Annotated in this window: 9 protein-coding genes; 1 reads left to right on the top strand and 8 read right to left on the bottom strand. The window is 51.5% G+C overall.

Features of this window, described 5'->3' with window-relative positions; translation table 11 throughout:
• Positions 1-372: 372 nt before the first annotated feature.
• The 3 genes from lysS to ettA all read right to left on the bottom strand — a co-directional run bounded on the left by lysS (position 373) and on the right by ettA (position 4,180).
• Complete coding sequence (lysS, locus tag ABD852_RS19550; protein ID WP_345032001.1) at positions 373-2,094, bottom strand: lysine--tRNA ligase; 1,722 nt, start codon at positions 2,092-2,094, stop codon at positions 373-375.
• 81 nt (positions 2,095-2,175) lie between these two features.
• Positions 2,176-2,511 carry a hypothetical protein gene (locus tag ABD852_RS19555; RefSeq protein ID WP_345032004.1) on the bottom strand — a complete coding sequence of 112 codons (336 nt, stop codon included), beginning with the start codon at positions 2,509-2,511 and terminating at the stop codon, positions 2,176-2,178.
• Position 2,512: 1 nt separating this feature from the next.
• Entirely contained in the window at positions 2,513-4,180 is a 1,668-nt protein-coding gene (ettA, locus tag ABD852_RS19560) for an energy-dependent translational throttle protein EttA (RefSeq protein WP_345032007.1), read from the bottom strand.
• A 73-nt stretch (positions 4,181-4,253) separates the two neighbouring features.
• Between ettA and ABD852_RS19565 the strand changes: the two genes are divergently transcribed.
• Positions 4,254-5,528 carry a DUF349 domain-containing protein gene (locus ABD852_RS19565; protein ID WP_345032009.1) on the top strand — a complete coding sequence of 425 codons (1,275 nt, stop codon included), beginning with the start codon at positions 4,254-4,256 and terminating at the stop codon, positions 5,526-5,528.
• Positions 5,529-5,587: 59 nt separating this feature from the next.
• Here the strand turns inward: ABD852_RS19565 and ABD852_RS19570 are convergent, their stop codons facing one another.
• The 5 genes from ABD852_RS19570 to ABD852_RS19590 all read right to left on the bottom strand — a co-directional run bounded on the left by ABD852_RS19570 (position 5,588) and on the right by ABD852_RS19590 (position 17,354).
• Complete coding sequence (locus tag ABD852_RS19570) at positions 5,588-7,105, bottom strand: c-type cytochrome domain-containing protein (RefSeq protein ID WP_345032010.1); 1,518 nt, start codon at positions 7,103-7,105, stop codon at positions 5,588-5,590.
• Positions 7,106-7,193: 88 nt separating this feature from the next.
• On the bottom strand, positions 7,194-8,672 hold the full coding sequence (locus ABD852_RS19575) for a DUF1501 domain-containing protein (protein WP_345032012.1): 1,479 nt from the start codon (positions 8,670-8,672) through the stop codon (positions 7,194-7,196).
• A gap of 77 nt (positions 8,673-8,749) precedes the next feature.
• Entirely contained in the window at positions 8,750-12,007 is a 3,258-nt protein-coding gene (locus ABD852_RS19580; RefSeq protein ID WP_345032013.1) for a DUF1553 domain-containing protein, read from the bottom strand.
• Positions 12,008-12,090: 83 nt separating this feature from the next.
• A complete protein-coding gene (locus ABD852_RS19585) occupies positions 12,091-13,836 on the bottom strand; it encodes a RagB/SusD family nutrient uptake outer membrane protein (RefSeq protein WP_345032015.1) in 1,746 nt (581 codons plus the stop codon).
• Positions 13,837-13,847: 11 nt separating this feature from the next.
• Entirely contained in the window at positions 13,848-17,354 is a 3,507-nt protein-coding gene (locus tag ABD852_RS19590; RefSeq protein ID WP_345032018.1) for a TonB-dependent receptor, read from the bottom strand.
• Positions 17,355-17,473 lie beyond the last annotated feature (119 nt).

Consider the following 17,473-nt stretch of genomic DNA (forward strand, 5'->3'; position numbering starts at 1 on the left):
GATGAATGCAGCTAAAAAATAAAAATAACAGAAATATCAGCTTATAAAATTGCTTTTCAACATAGAAGGACACAGAGACTTTCCTAAAAACCTTCGCAGAAAAAACCTCTGTGTACTTCGTGGCCTCCGTGGTTAAAAAATCAACTGCAAAGAGCGCGAAGGACACAGAGACCTTCCTGTAAAACTTCTCAGGAAGAAACCTTTGTGTACTTCGTGGCCTCCGTGGTTAAAAAATCAACCGCAAAGAGCGCGAAGGACACAGAGACCTTCCTGTAAAACTTCTCAGGAAGAAACCTTTGTGTACTTCGTGGCCTCTGCGGTTAAAAAAGAACGGGGAGATTCCTCCGCTGCGGTCGGTATGACAAGAGGGACTCAGGCCTTTTCGAGCCACTCTTTCACAGTAGCCAGGTCGGGTACCTTTTCCTCTATCTTGAATTTCTTGCGAAGCCCGCCCAGGTCGTTAAAAATCTTGTTCGGATTTGCCGCTTTTAAAGATTCTATCGTCAGAAAGCCCATTTTCTGCAATACCGGAATCCAGACTTTATCGATACCCAATGCCGAATAATCTTCTTCAGAAGCAGTCTCGGCTTTCTTTTCAGGGCGCATCTGGGGGAAGAAAATCACTTCCTGGATACTCGCATTATTTGTCAGCAGCATGGTGAGCCGGTCGATACCGATCCCGATACCTGCAGTCGGCGGCATTCCATACTCCAGTGATCGGAGAAAATCGTCATCCATTTCCATGGCTTCGTCGTCGCCTTTTTCTTTCAACCGGAGCTGTTCGTCAAAACGTTCCTTCTGGTCGATCGGGTCGGTTAGCTCAGAGTAGGCATTGGCAATTTCCTTACCGTTTACAAAGAGTTCAAACCGCTCTACCATACCCGGCTTCTCGCGGTGCTTTTTCGTAAGCGGGGACATCTCCACCGGGTGATCGGTAATGAAGGTCGGCTGGATAATATGCTTTTCAACTTTTTCGCCAAAGATTTCATCGATCAGCTTTCCCTTGCCCATCGTATCGTCTACGTCCATTCCCCAGGTACGGCACTGTGCGCGGATGGCCGCCTCATCCATCTCCTCCACGTTCACCCCGGTATATTTTTCGATGGCATCGGTGATGCTCAGACGGGGGTAAGGCCCGGCAAAATTCAGCAACTGATCACCGAAAGCCGCTTCCGTAGAACCGTTTACGGCCACCGCTACCTGTTCCAGGAGCTTTTCCAGCATAGCCATCATCCAGTTGTAATCCTGGTAAGCCACATACAATTCAACCGTCGTGAATTCAGGGTTGTGCGTCCTGTCCATCCCTTCGTTCCGGAACAGCTTACCAAACTCGTAGACGCCGTCAAAGCCGCCTACAATCAGCCGTTTCAAGTGCAATTCAGTCGCAATCCTCAGGTACAGGTCGGTGTCCAGCGCGTTATGATGCGTTTTGAAAGGTCGCGCAGCAGCTCCGCCGTGGACATTCTGCAAAACAGGCGTTTCCACTTCCAGCCAGCCCTGGCTATCAAAATAGCTTCTCATGGTGGTGATGATCCGGGCTCGCTTTCTGAATATTTCCCGGACTTCGGGATTCACGATCAAATCCACATACCGTTGCCGGTAACGGAGTTCCGGATCGGTAAAGCCGTCAAAAACGTTGCCTTGCTCATCACGCTTCACCACCGGAAGCGGCTTTAGCGCTTTGCTGAGCACCTTGAAACTTTGGACGTGAACCGAGATTTCGTTGGTCTGAGTGGTAAAAACAAAGCCGGTTACCCCTATAATATCGCCTATGTCCAGCAATTTTTTAAAGACGGTGTTGTAGAGGGTCTTATCTTCATCGGGACAAAGATCGTCCCGGCGGAAATAAAGCTGGATCCTACCGGTGCTGTCCTGAAGCTCCGCGAAAGCAGCGCTTCCCATAATCCGGAAACCCATCAGCCGCCCCGCCAGCGAAACCTGTTTATAGTCGATCTTATTGTTTTCGTAGTTGTTCAGAATATCCGTCGCCGACACATTCACTTCAAACGCCTCCGGCGGATAGGGATCAATATTGAGCTTGATCAACTCTTCTCTTTTTTGTCTGCGCAACAATTCCTGCTCACTAAGCAACATAGGAATATTTGATAGATTATGGTAGATAGGCAGTTTTTGACTGCAACAAATGAATTATTAAACCTTAAGAAACCCTGAACCTCAACTCCGGAACGCCCGTTTGATAAACGCCCCTATAAAGCTTCCGGCAAAACTAAGGCCGATCGCTCCAAAGAGGCTATGCTTTTCAATTTCCGGTACGGTCCCTTCACGACCTATGAACAGAACGCCGGCTACCACCACAACAGACTGGATCACCGCGGCAATCCACCCTCGCCTGGAATCCGCCAAGCCGATCACAACTCCCGCGAGGGCCGCCGCCAGCAAGGGCAGGTGCACACCGCTTGTCCCCCTGGTCAGCCAGGCAATCACCGCGCCGAGCACCACCGCAAGGCCAGAGGCAATCACCGACGAGTTTCCGCTTTTTCCTTCCGCCACGTTACACAAGCTTTCGGTACTTCACGCGGGTAGGCCTTGCATCGTTGCCCAACCGTTTCTTACGGTTTTCCTCGTATTCCGAGAAGTTGCCCTCGAACCAATAGACCTCCGAATTCCCCTCGAACGCAAGGATATGCGTGGCTACGCGGTCCAGGAACCAACGGTCGTGGGAAATAACAACGGCACATCCGGCGAAGCTTTCAAGGCCTTCCTCAAGCGCCCTCAAAGTATTCACGTCCAGGTCGTTGGTAGGCTCATCGAGCAACAGTAGGTTCCCTCCTTCTTTCAGCGTCAACGCCAGGTGCACCCGGTTTCGCTCTCCGCCCGATAAATTACCGATTTTCTTTTCCTGGTCGGCGCCTGCGAAGTTAAAACGGCTTACATAGGCGCGCGCATTTGACTGCTTTCCGCCCAGCATAATCCATTCGCTGCCTTCGGAAATGGTCTGGTAAACAGTTTTCTCCGGGTCCAGGCGGTCGTGTTCCTGGTCCACATAAGCCCATTGGACCGTTTCACCTACCTCAAAATTACCCTGTAGCGGTTGTAATTGGCCGGTAATTAGCTTGAAGAGTGTGGTTTTACCGGCCCCGTTCGGTCCGATAATCCCCACGATACCAGCCGGCGGCAACGAAAAGCTAAGATTTTCATAAAGCAATTTATCACCGAAACCCATGGTAATACCCTTGGCTTCGATCACCTTGTTGCCCAGTCGCGGACCGGACGGGATAAAGATCTCCAGCTTCTCTTCTTTTTCGCGTGCTTCCTCGCTCATCAGCTTCTCGTAAGCGCCAAGCCTTGCTTTTGATTTTGCCTGCCGGGCTTTGGGCGCCATTCGCACCCACTCCAGCTCTCTTTGAAGGGTCTTCTGACGTTTTGACTCCGTCTTCTCCTCTTTTTTCAGGCGCTCCTGTTTCTGATCCAGCCAGGAAGAATAGTTACCCTTCCAGGGAATTCCTTCGCCGCGATCCAATTCCAGGATCCAACCGGCTACGTTGTCAAGGAAATAACGGTCGTGCGTAACCGCAATGACAGTCCCCTTGTACTGGCGCAGGTGTTCTTCCAGCCATAAAACCGACTCGGCATCGAGGTGGTTGGTAGGCTCATCAAGCAGCAATACATCCGGCTGGCGCAGCAGAAGCCGGCACAGGGCCACACGGCGTTTCTCCCCGCCCGAAAGCGTACCAATCAGGTTTTCCGACGGCGGGCAGCGGAGCGCATCCATAGCCACTTCCAGCCTGTTGTCAAGATTCCACGCATCCAACGCATCCAACTGCTCCTGAACCGTCCCCTGTCTTTCCAGCAATTTGTCGAAATCCGCGTTTTCGTCAGCAAACGCTTCATTGATCGCATCGAATTCTTTCAACAAATCCACCACTTCCTGTACTCCCTCTTCCACTACTTCTTTAACGGTTTTGGCCGGATCAAGCTTGGGTTCCTGCTCCAGCATTCCTACCGTATAACCGGGCGAAAAAACGACCTCGCCCTGTATATCCTTATCGATTCCGGCAATTACGCGCAGCAAAGTCGACTTCCCCGAGCCATTCAGACCGAGTACGCCAATTTTTGCTCCGTAAAAAAAAGACAAATAAATGTTCTTAAGAATCGTTCTATTAGGCGGGATGGTTTTACTTACCCCTGCCATAGAGAAAATTATAGTTTCGTTACTCATTTTTTAGTTAATTTGTAAACTCAGGCAAATATCGTTATTTAACCCCCATTGTAAAAGTTGAATCAAAGGAAAGATGGAGAACATCACTTTAATGCAAGAACACGGCTATATTAAAGATGGCAAGGTATTCTTAAAAGGCTATTTAAATTATCCTGACAGACAAATTGGAGAAGTCAAACGCACCGAACAAGATGCTATTGATTATTTTAAAAACCGATACTCCATTGCTGAAAGCAAAGTAAATCAACTGGAACAGGAAGTTGAAGAAGCTCAGAATAAAGGATCCTACTTAACCAAGTTGTTACAACTTCGTCAGAAATTATTGGGTTTCGATGCCATTGGAGATTTCCCGGTATTACTGGCAAAACTGGACCAGCTCGAATCTTACCTGACCGAATTGATCCAGGTAAACCAGATCAAGAACCTGGAAATCAAACGTGCGCTTATCGAAGATGCCGAAGAGGCAGCCCGGATTGAAGACTGGCAGGAAGGTACCGACAAGCTCCAGGAGATTAAGGCGAAGTGGATCCGGACCGGTTCTATCGACAAAATATATGGCGACGAGATCGAAGCAAATTTCCAGCAGATACTGGACGACTTCTTTCAAAGACGGAGAGAACATTTTGCTGAACAAAACCAAATCATTCAGCAAAGAATTGATGCTTACGAAGATCTGATCAAGCAGGCAAAAACGCTCACCTGGATGAGCGATCTGGACGAGGCCTACAAAAAGGCGCGTCAACTGCGGTTTGCCTGGAACGAAGTCGGTGAAGTACCGCCGAAGAAGTTTTTCAAAATCAGCAAGGCTTACCGCCACTTCGTGAAGCTTTTCTATGACAAATACAACAATGCAAAAGGTATCGAACCGAAGGTTAAAATAGACCCGCGGATCCTTGAGCAGCAAAAAATATTGGCCCAGGCTGAGTACCACCTCAAAAACGATACCATTGAAGTAGCAGCGGATCAAACCAAGGTACTCCTCAGCAAGTGGAGAGAAATCAGGCTTCCGTTCAAGCTAGCGGATAAGGAGCTGGCCGAGAAATTCAGGAACGTTTGCGACAAGGTGTTCGAACTAAGCTACCTGAGACGCGTATTGCTCAGAAAGTACCCGGCTTTCGATCTCAAAAGCCCTGAAGAGCAAATCAGGACCAAGATGAAAGAAATGGAATGGCTGGTGAAACGCGAAAAGACCGATCTTGAAATTGCCATTCAGATGCTCGAGTCGAATCCTCCTACGGACGAAGAAAGCCTCAAGCAGCGGAACGGCAGCATCAATATCCAGAAGCGTAAAGTAGCCATGAAAGAACGGATTCTGAAAGAATTCGAACGCGAGCTGCTTTCTGTCTGAGTTATTTCATCTCCTGCTCTTCCGTGGTCCGGAAATGCAGGAGATGATCATCAAACCGATTATTCAGCCTTGGTACGTGTACCGAGGCTGTCTTTTTTTCCGGCGCTCAGGAAGTCCTGTACCTCCCGGGCCGAAAGCCCCCCGATCACGTGCAAGTCCGGGCGGAGCCTGCGCAATTGCACAATTCCTGAATCCGAAACGGCCGACTGCCAGAGGTAGACACTCCTCAAAGCTTTCAAATCTGCCAGTTTTTTAACACTCGCATCGGAAACCTTTGTACCGATCAGGTTCAGGTACTCCAGGTTGGGGAGCGTATTCAGGTGGTCAATCCCGTTGTCTGTAATGGCTGTGCGATCGAGGTACAGCTTGTTGAGATGTTTGAGCCTGGCGACGTCGCTCAACGCCTTATCGGTTACTTCCGTCCCGCCGATTTTCAACCAGACAATCTGGTCCGACAGCTTTTGCAGCAACGGCATATCGCCATCGGAGAATGCCGGAGCGTTAATCGCGCTCACTTCCATAATATGCTGATCCTTTGATACCGGTGAGACAATCAGGTTCAGTTTGCGGAGCGCTGCCACGTCATTTTTATCAGGCTCACCGACCGTGATCTTGCTGAGGTCGACACCCGGTTTCGCCTGGGGGCCTCCGGCGGTTGTACCGGCGCCTCCCGTTCCGAGCGCTTCCAGGTGAGCCGCTATTTCCGGGTTCTTTTCAAGTTCCTGTACCTTTTTATCGGTGGGGGCGCCCTGGTCAATCCACCAGCTTATCAGGCCAATTTGCGCCGTTGTCAACTGCGGTTTGCCTTTGGGAGGCATGTGCTGGTCATCTTCAACCGGAAGCAGGCAGACCTTCACCAACCCGCTTTCCGCACCTTTCCCTGCTACAAAAACCGGTCCGTTTTCTCCACCTTTCTTCAGGTGCTCAAATCCGTCCAGGCGCAAATCTCCCTTTTGTTTAGAGCTTCCATGACATTGCACGCATTTGGTTGCCAGTATGGGCTGCACCACGTCGGTATATACGACGGCCTCGCTTACATTGGCAAGCGGCTTGATTTCCCCGCCCGATTCAGACTCCTCGCGCGGCGGCATTCCCACCAGCGTCCGGATTGGATTGGGAGTATACTGGGTCAAATACCCGTCGCCGTGTGTAAGGGTTCCACCCAAATGGCCTGCAAAAAACATCAGCAGCACGGATAGACCGAAAGCCGGGAAATACAGCAAAGACAGCCAGCCTGTCTTTTCCGGTAACCGGACGCTGGTAACCAGCCATGCGAGCCAGGCGAAAACCGCAACACCAATACCCTGCCATTGATGCTGCGAGAGGGCTTCTTCGTCATAACCGCCTTCCGATGCCAGCAGGTACCCAACCACGCATGACAATGTGGCTCCTATTGCGGCGCAAAGCAAGACAAAGCTTTTGGTCTGTTCCGTTACAGCTACTTTCCCAAACCGCTGCGCGATTTCCAGGAAAAGAGCAATAAACAAGAACCCGATAGGTAAATGCACCAGGAGCGGGTGCATACGGCCAATAAACAGCGCCCAGTCTGAAAGCTGCAGCAATGAAGTAAGAATCATGAAAACACTCGTTTGTACTAAAACAACCGTCGGCTTGATTTATAACAATCAAAAACCTGTTTCTTTTAAAAAATTATCACACCGGGCATCAGCTCAAAATTTCATTCACTACTTTACCGTGCACATCGGTTAAGCGAAATCGCCTTCCCTGGTGCTTGAAGACGAGTTGTTCGTGATTGATGCCGAGCAGGTGCATTACCGTTGCCTGGAAATCATGGACATGCACAGGGTCCTTCACAATGTTGTACCCGAACTCATCGGTCTCTCCGAGTACGAAACCCTTTTTTACACCGGCTCCGGCCATCCATATGGTAAAGCTTTTGGGATGATGGTCCCGGCCGTAGTTTTCTTTCGTTAACTTACCCTGTGAATACGCGCCCCGGCCGAATTCTCCGCCCCAAACCACCAGCGTTTCATCCAGCAGCCCCCGCTGTTTGAGATCACGGATAAGAGCGGCTGAAGCCTGGTCAACGCTCCGGGCCATTGTCTGGATGTCCCGGGGAAGATTACCGTGCTGGTCCCACCCCTGGTGATAGAGCTGCACAAACTTCACATCTTTTTCCACCAGCTTGCGAGCCAGCAGGCAATTCGCGGCAAAAGTGCCCGGCTTGCGTGCTTCCTCACCGTACAAATCAAAAATATAATCCGGTTCGTCAGAGATGTTCATAGTTTCAGGCACGGCGGTTTGCATGCGGTAGGCCATTTCATACTGCTCCATCCTGTAGTTGATTTCCGGGTCAAGAATTTTCTCAAACTGCGCCTGCTGCAATTTTGCGAGCGCATCCAGCATTCTTCTCCGGCCCGCTTTGTCTACGCCGTCCGGGTTGTTCAGGTAGAACACCGGATCCGGCCCGGAACGAAATACTACACCCTGGTGGACCGACGGAAGGAACCCATTGCTCCACAACTTGGCATAGAGAGGCTGGTCTCCACCGCGCCCTTTGGAAAGCAATACCACAAAAGAGGGCATATTACGGTTGTCGGAACCCAGGCCATAGCTCACCCAGGATCCCCAGGAGGGCCTGCCGCCCTGCTCGCTCCCGGTCTGGAAAAAAGTAACGGCGGGGTCATGATTGATAGCCTCTGTATACATGGACCGGATAAAAGTCACTTCGTCCACGATCCCGGAAGTAAACGGCAGCAATTCACTGATCATCATATCGGAAGCCCCGTACCTGGAAAAATTGAAATTGGAAGCCGCCAGCGGGAAACTGCTTTGGCCGGCGGTCATACCGGTCAGCCGCTGCCCTTTCCGCACCGATTCGGGCAAGTCCTGCCCCCACATTTCGGCCAGTTTCGGCTTATAATCGAAAAGCTCCAACTGGGATGGTGCACCACTTTGGAACAAATAAATGATCCGTTTTGCTTTCGGGGCAAAATGAGGTGCTCCGAGCGGCATCGCCGCCTCTTCGGCAGCACCGGGCGCTTCGGGCGCGCGCCCCCAACTGTCTGCATTCAACAGGGAAGCCACAGCTGCCGCACCCAACCCGAGACTGGTTCTGGATAGGAAATTCCTGCGGCTTAGTTGCTCATGAACATGATTTTCAAGCTCTCTGTAAAAACTCATGGTTTTGTATTTTCTGTTGGACAGCAGTGACCGGCAGGCGGTCGCTTCACAGGCAAACCGCGCTCACCCCTCAAAACTCACCGCTTGATTACAAACTCATCAAAATTCATAATGGTACTGGCCACCATGGTGGTCGCGGCCAGCTCTGCCGGATCAATCGACTTCTCGGCCGGGAAATCCCCGACCTTCAGCAACTGTCGCGCCTTAGCGGGGTTCTCGCGGAAATTTCTCAGCTCCTCGTCGTAGAAGGCAGTAAGAACATTCAGCTCATCGGTTCGCGAAGAACGCCCGGTTAAAGCCACAAAGGCATAGTCGATGCGTTCTTTTTGGGTTGTGCCTTTCCGGATCATCTTCTGGGCAAGCACGCGTGACGCCTCCACGAACTGCGGGTCATTCATGATAACGAGCGACTGCAGGGGAGTACTCGTCTTCTGGCGCTTTACCGTACAGAAATGGCGCTCCGAGGCGTCAAAGTTCAGCATCATGGGGGGCGGGGCGGTTCGCTTCCAGACCGTGTACATACTCCGACGGTAAAGGGTATCCCCCTTCTGCTGCCTGTATTTGCCGTAATTTGAAATCTGCTCCCAGATTCCGGCAGGCTGGTAGGGGTACACACTTTCGCCTCCGAGGCGCCTGTTCAATAATCCGCTCGAAGCCAATGCATTGTCCCTTACCTGTTCGGCGCTGATTCTGTAGTTGGGGCCTCTCGAATAGTAGCGGTTATCCGGGTCTGTAGCCGTTGTCCTGCCCGGGCTATGCGACGACTGGCGGTAGGTGGCAGAGGTTACAATCAGCCGCTGCAGATTCTTTACATTCCACTTGCCCGTTTTTGAATCCCGGAATTCCGCTGCCAGCCAGTCAAGCAGCGCCGGGTGCGTCGGAAGTTCTCCCTGGTTGCCGAAATCACCGGTAGAGAGCACTAACCCACGGCCAAAGTATTGCTGCCAGAAGCGGTTGACCGCCACCCGGCCAAAAAGGGGGTTCTTTTCATGAAGCAGCCATTTGGCCAGGCCGAGACGATTCCTGGGATATTCTTTCGGCATTTTAAACAATTCATCAGGCGTATCGGGCGATACCTCCGCGCCCGGCGCATCATACACGCCGCGCACCAGGATATGGGTTTTCCTGGGGTACTTTCGCTCCTTCATCACCATTACATCAATCTGGCTGTTGAGAAGCTCCGTCTGCTCACCGATTTTCCTGTGGCTTTCCGCCAGGCTTGCTCCGAAATCACCGGACATATTCTGGAAATAATACTCCTGCAGCGCTTTCAGGTCAGCACCTGTCCTTGCCGCCGGTTTTTTTACGAGAGCAGCAACTACCTCGTTCTTCTGGGAAAAGAGGCTGCGCATTTCCAGGGAAGTCAGGCTCCGGGAATAAATTTTAAGTTCATCTACCTCGAAATCTTTCGTAAAAACATCGTTCAGCCGCCCTATTTTGAGATTATTGACGGCGATGTTGGTCTTATTTTTCCCGTACAACAGACTCTGCGTAAGGTTGTCATTGACGACCTTTACAGGCGCTGCCTCGCCATTGATAAAAACCCTCAGGCCTTCGGCTTTGCTCAGGCCGTCATATGTAAAAGCAATGTTCGTCCACTCGTTCAATGGTACCGGGCGGACCGTCTGCAGTTCAATGCAGTTGCCCGGCCAGACGTAGCTTAGCAGGACGCGGAAAGTACCGTCCTTCTCCCGGAAGACATTCCACCCCCTGTACCCGCTGGTGATGTGGTTGGATTTGTGTATAATCGACCCGTTCAGGCTGGCATTCAGAATATTCAGCCAAACGCTGATGGTAAAAGGCTGATTTCGCTCGAAATAGGCAAAATCCGCACCAAAATCGACTGCATTTTCTCCGAAAATACGACGGCTGAGACCAAATTTCCCTGGTCGCGAAGCACTATCGGACAAGGCGTCGTCACCTTCGCAATAGGCCTCGTGCCCCGCTTTGGCCAGGTTTTTCAGCAGTTTCCCTTTCGGTTCGTCGAACGTAAAATGCCCGTACAGCCCGTCGGTTATCTTTCGTACAAATTTCTCAGGATTACCTGAAGCCTGTGACAACCAGTCTTCGAAAGCCGCGCGGGAAGAATGGAGCTGCTGCCGTCGTTTCTCTTCCTTATCCAGCACTTCCCTGATTCCCTCCAGCTGCTTTTTCGCTTCCGATGTAGGAAGTGTTATGCTGGGGCTTGCCTCACCGTTGTAGGGAATCTGCCCGTTTTCGTTTATATTATTGAAAAAGGCATACAGGGAAAAATAATCCTTTTGACTGAACGGATCATATTTATGGTCATGACAACGGGCACATTCGGTAGTCAGCCCCAGGAATGCAAGCCCGAAAGTATTTACCCGGTCGGCGACATACTCTGTGCGATATTCTTCGGAAATGATGCCGCCTTCCATGCTCTGCTGGTGCATTCGGTTAAAGGCGGTGGCTACCATTTGCTCATTTGTGGGTTGCGGGAGCAAATCACCGGCGAGCTGCCAGGTGATGAACTTGTCGTATGAAAGGTTCTCATTAAAAGCTTTGATTACCCAGTCCCGGTAGGGCCATGCGGTCCGCATCATGTCGTCCTGGTAGCCATGCGTGTCTGCGTAGCGGGCCACGTCCAGCCAGGGTACCGCCATTTGCTCTCCGTAATGCGGCGAGCTTAAAAGCCGGTCAACTGCCTTTTCATAAGCATCCGGAGAAGAATCACCAACAAATGCCGACACCTCGTTGTGAGTCGGAGGCAGTCCTGTCAGATCCATGCTTACCCGGCGCAATAAGGTAGCGCGGTCTGCCTCCGGAAACGGTTCCAGATTGCGGGCCTCCATTTCGGCGAGAATGAATTGATCAATCCCGTTTTTTACCCACCTCTCGTTTTTCACTTGGGGCAAATCGGGTCTCCGGATTTCGGTGAACGACCAGTGCGGCTTGTATCCGGCGCCGTCTTCAATCCACCTGATCAGTATGGCCTTTTCCTTGTCAGAAAGCGTCAGATGTGAGTCGGGAGTAGGCATCACCAGGTCCGGATCGCCCGATAAAATACGGTGCGCAACCCCGCTCTTCCACGGTTTTCCGGGCACTATGGCATTCATTCCCGAGTCGTCTTCCTTGTTGTATGCTGATTCGGCCAGATCAAGTCGCAGGCCACCTTTGACTTTATTGGCATCGGGGCCGTGACATGCAAAACAACGGTCCGAAAGAATCGGCTTGACGTCGTATGTGTAATCCGGCGCGCTTGTAATTGCGGACAATTCACGGGCAACATTTTCCGGTATGGAAAGCCGGTCGCCGCAGGCGGACAACACGCCCAGCCCCATTAACACACCATACCTCCTGAGTAAGCTTATCATTTTATCATGCTTGCGTTTTAAGCCGGAGAACCTGGCCCGAAGACCATTTCCCCGCGGGTTATCTGTGGTACTGTAACCCTGAACTACCAGCCCGGGTTTTGCTCCAGTCCGGGATTAAGCGTGAGCTCTTCAGTTGAAATCGGGCTCAGGTAGTCCCGGTCCGCGCGAAAACCGAACCCGTTCGGAAGCACATCCCGGTACTCATCAAAAAAGCCGTCCGTCAGGCGGAAAGCTTCCGCTTTCAGATCCGGGTAGTCTGTTTTGTTAAACCTGGCCCCCAAAAGCCGCTTTCCTGAAATCAGGGTACCTGCGGCAGCCCACCTTGCGATGTCGTCCCACCTGAAACCTTCCCAAACCAGCTCTACCCTTCTTTCCCGTCGGATTTCATTTATGATGGGCGAAAGGCCGGGAAACTGCCAGTTAGGATCCGCATGAATAGCAGACAGAATTAGCCCTGGCATCCCGACGCGTTGCCGCAGCAGGTTAACCGACCGATCAAGATCGGCCTGCGTAAGCGTTCCCAACTCGGCCCTGGCCTCGGCATAGTTCAGGAGTGCCTCGGCGTAGCGGAAAATAATCCACCCGGTGTAGCCGACCGGAAGCGTCTCCGACGTAATGTGGTGAACCGGGTTATAATTTAACGTTTTTTTCAGTTGATAGCCGGTTGTATTTTTGGTATGAGCAGGTTGATCTACTACCGGGCGGACGAACCGAAGGGTATCGGGGCCTGAAACCTGCAGGGGATCCCCGGGAATAAAGATAGTCTGGTGCAGGCGCGGATCCCTGTTTTGTACCACCTCACGCAAATTTCCGTCGCCGGCATACAATGGATTTTTGGTGCCTGAAGAAAGGTAAATAGGCTTTCCGTCCTTACACAGGTAAGATTCGATCAGGCTTTTGCTCAGCCCTGCACCGCCCGATTTCCCGGTGGCAATCTGGAACTGTCGGGAATGCCCGTGATTCAACGCCAGGTCGTATTTTTTCCAGAGCAGCACCTCGGAGTTACCGGAATAATCCGTCTCACCGAAGAAAAAATAATCTTTCGCCGGGTTCCCGGTAGTAAAGAGCGTATACAGTCCAGAATTCATAAGCTCTTCCGAGGCCTGGGCTGCCAGCTGGAAGTAGCGGGCCGGGTCCGGACTGGCTACTCCGAAGGGCTTTCCGGCATGATATTTCTCCCAGGTTCCTTCGTACAGGCATACCCGCGACTTCAGCAGCAGGGCGATCCCTCTGCTCAAACGGGTCCTGCCGGCATTTATACCCGGGTCCATATATTCGATCGCCTTGTCGAGATCGGCCACTATGAAATCAATTACCTGGTTGCGGGGCGTTCGCGCGCCGTACAATTCCGCATCGTCCGTTGCCAATACCTTGTCTATGAGAGGAACATCACCGTACTCCTTCACCAGTAAAAAATAGAAATAAGCTCTGAAGAAATGCGCCTCCCCTACAAAATGGCGGTAGCGTTCAAAGTCTTCCTCCACTTTTTTATAATGCTCGAAGAAGTAATTCAGGTTTCGGATGTTGGTATAGTTCCAGCCGCCGGTTGCGGGCACAACCCGGCTCCCGCGCAGCCGGTCGTTTACCTGCGCTGCTACCAGGTCGTCGGTAGGAAGATCTGCGGCAAAGATCCCTTCATACCGGTCTGAGCCGCTGATCGCAAACGCTACCGGGTAGAACTGGTTAATATACAGCTCCAGGTCTTTGGCGGTTTTCCAGTAATCCTGTGTGGAGATAGTGTCGAGCGGAGATTTGTTGAGAAAAGATTCGTTACAGCCTAACAGGATCAGCCCGTATACAATCAAAAAAGTTTTGACAATCGCTTTCATCGTGAAGACTGTTAAAAGTTGATATTGATACCTGCTGACCATACTTTTCGCAGGGGATGAATTTTCCCCGCTCCCCACCCTATCGTAGAGAGCGCTTCCGGATCGAACAGTTTGGTAAGGCCGGTGAAAGTGGCCAGGTTTTCTGCAGAAACCAGGACGGAAGCCCCGCTGATAACCCGCGTTTTGCTTAACAAACCGGTCGGAAGGCTATAGCTCACACTGACATTCTTCAGTCTTACGTAGGAGGCATTCTGCAGATAACGACTCTGGATCTGTTTGTTCTTAATATCTTCTACGGAGAGATAGGGTTTCGGGTAATACCCCGACGTATTGGCGCCAAGCAGGTTGGTTTCACCGGCGGGCCGCCAATAATCCAGGTGCTGCTCCATGATAGTCATGTTCCACCACTGCTGGGCATTGACACCCCAGAAAAGCATTTCTCCCGAGTCGAAAGCAAAATCTCTTTTACCGACAGCTTGTAGAAAGACCCGGAAATCAAACCCTTTCCATTTGCCGCCGGCGGTAAGTCCGAAGAGGTACCTGGACGAATTGTTTCCTATTTTCACAAAATCGCCAGGGTTTTCAGCCGTACCTGCACCCCTGGTGATCTTGCCGTCGCCGTCCAGGTCGCTGTACCCGATGTCGCCAGCTCCCCAGGTCGGGAAAAACAGGGTCTGATCGGGACCGCGTTGCGCATCCTCATCCGACTGGTAAATACCGGCGGTTTTCAGCCCCCATATTTCGCCGATTTGCTGGCCTTCATACCAGGTACTGAGCGTTTTGGTCGGGTTGTTGTATTGCGTTACCACACTCCTGTTGTCCGATAAGGCCAGCCTGGTATAGTACGAAAAATTGTTGTTGACCGTTTGCCGCCATCCCAGCGAAAGCTCGAAACCGCTGGTTTCCAGCGAAGCATTGTTTCTTTGCGGCGCCTTGGCCCCCAACACGATAGGCAGGGCTTCAGCCGGGCCGAACATATTGCTGGTCAATCTTTTGTAAACATCGAATCCGGCGGTAAGCCTTCCGTCCAAAAAGGAGAAATCGGCGCCCAGGTTCCTCGTTTCAGAAGTTTCCCAGGTCAGATCGGCGCTGACCATTGCAGGTGTTGTAGTGTAATTGGGCCGTTCCGAACCCATTATCCAGCCGAGATCCGTTCCTATCCCGATGGTTTCCACATAAAGAAAGCTGTCAACATTCTGGTTCCCGAGGCGCCCCCAGGAGGCTCTTACTTTCATATCGTTTACCACGGGCCGGATAGGCTCCCAGAAGTTTTCGCGGGCAAGGTTATAGCCGAGCGAAAAGGACGGGAACCATCCCCAGCGCCTGCCTTCCTTGAACCGCGATGATCCGTCGTACCGGACGTTCATTTCCGCCAGGTATTTCTCACGATAATTATACTGGAACCGCCCGAAAGCTCCCTGGGTCGACCAGTGGGTATGCTCGTCATCGAGGTAAATCTGTCCGGTTGACGTGCTGATAGAGGGTACCTTACTGGTCAGGATATTGTCCTTTTGCCCCCATAATCCTTCCATTTTATTTTCCTCGCGTTCATACCCGAACAATCCGAAAAAATGGTGTCCGCCAAGCGTGTACTCGTAAGACGATACGATATTAAAGAGTTGGTAGAGGTTGCTGTTCCTGGACATTACATAGGAGGAAATCGGGTAAGCAACTGCAACGGAAGATCCATTGGGGTAGCTTCCAAAAACGGTAGCACGGTTGTTGTTGACCCCCGTAAAATCCACTTTATAATTATAGCTAACAGTTGTACGCCAGTTCCTGACCGGCTCTATGGTGCTGCTCAACCGCGCGATATAGCTTTGCACCTTTTGTTTCTCCTTGCCGCCATTCAGAAGCGGGATGTTCGATATTTGGGAAAACTCGCCGTTCGGCAGGTACATCGGCCTGAAAACATTTGTCCTTACAAAATTGTGATACATGGTAGACCGGTCCCACCCTGAAGTGGTGTTAAAAAACTGGAAGTCTTCGTTGATGAACTTTGTATTCAATTCAAACTTCAGCCAATCGGTTACTTCGGAAGAGACATTTGCCGTCAGGTTATACCGCTTATAATATTGATCGCCGAAGCGAAGCTCTCCGGGTTGGTCCCAGACGCCGGCCGAAATGAAATAGGTACTCTTTTGCCCGCCGCCGCTCACGCTCAGGTCGTGTTTCTGCCGCATGACCTTGTCGTCGTAAAAAATATGCAGCCAGTCGTTATTTCCGTTGCCGGCAATGGTCCAGATGCCATTTCCGGCCCAGTCGCTCCCGTCCGGCAGCTCCCAGGTTTCATCCTTGATTTTCCCGGCCATATAATCCCTGATTCTTTCGATGTTGTAGGCCGAAAAATTGGGCGACAAGCCGGCATTGACGCTCGCCTGGTCGTAGGCGGTCACAAAATTGAGGGAATTGGCCATGTGCGGAAGCCCGAGCGGGGTAGACACCGAGAAATTGTTGGAGTAGGTAATTCTGGGTTTCCGGTCGCCCTTCACGCCTTTTTTAGTGGTGACCAGGATCACGCCATAAGGCGCCCGGGAGCCGTAGATGGCCGATGCTGCGGCATCTTTAAGCACGGTCAGCGACTCTATATCGTTGGGATTAACGGCATTGAGATCCATCGGCACGCCGTCGACCAGGACGTAGGGCGAGCTGTCGCCAGTGAGCGAACCAATCCCCCTGATATTCATGTTGAGCTTTCCGCCCGGCTCGCCGCTTGTACCACTCTGGGTAATATTGAGATTAGGAGAAATTCCCTGCAGCGCCTCAGACAAATTAGTCACCACACGGCCTGAAAGTTCTTCGCTTTTGATCACATCCATTGCGCCGGTCAGATTGGCTTTTTTCTGTGTTCCATAACCGACCACCACCATTTCTTCCAGCACGGCAACATCTTCGGTCATGGCGATCCGGAGATGGGTCTCGTTCCCGACGAAGACCTCTTTTACCACATAGCCTACAAACGAAAACACCAGCGTCAGGTTCTCCCCGGGCGAATCAATAGAAAAATCCCCTGAAGTATCAGTGGTGGTACCCTGCTGCGTTCCTTTGACGAGAATGCTCACGCCCGGCAACGGATCGCCTTTTCCGTCCACCACCTTTCCTGAAACCTGTTTCAAAACGGAGCTTACCGGGTTTTGCGGCGTCACCGGATCCGGAAAAATCCTGTTCAGCACCACCTGTCGCCCTGAAATGGTATACCCCAACCGGAGGGGAGACAACAGCATGTCCAGCACTTCTTCCAGTGTTGTATTAACCGCATTCAGTGAAACCGACCGCCCGGCATCAATCAGCCTTGAGCTGTAGACAAACTTGATCTTAGACTTATCTTCAAGGACCTGAAGCGCCTCCTTGACTTTCCGGTTATGGATAGAAACCGTAATTCTCTGCTTCAGCAGCTCCTGTCCTTTCACCGGCAGGCCGGAAGCCATATCTGCGAAAAAGGCGAAAAGAAAAATTTGAAATAACGTCAGTTTCATCAGGCCCCAAAGCTGTTTTTGCAATGCTTGCTTGCATTTCATAGTTTTGTGTCGTTAAAATTTTCTCAGATTTTGACAATACGTACCACGCGATCCTGAACCATTCAGGAACGGGTAGTCCTGAAACCGGTGGAGCGCCAACTTGACCGGTTTCGGCTTTT

Source organism: Ravibacter arvi, from assembly GCF_039540405.1.
GTDB classification, from domain to species: Bacteria; Bacteroidota; Bacteroidia; order Cytophagales; family Spirosomataceae; genus Ravibacter; species Ravibacter arvi.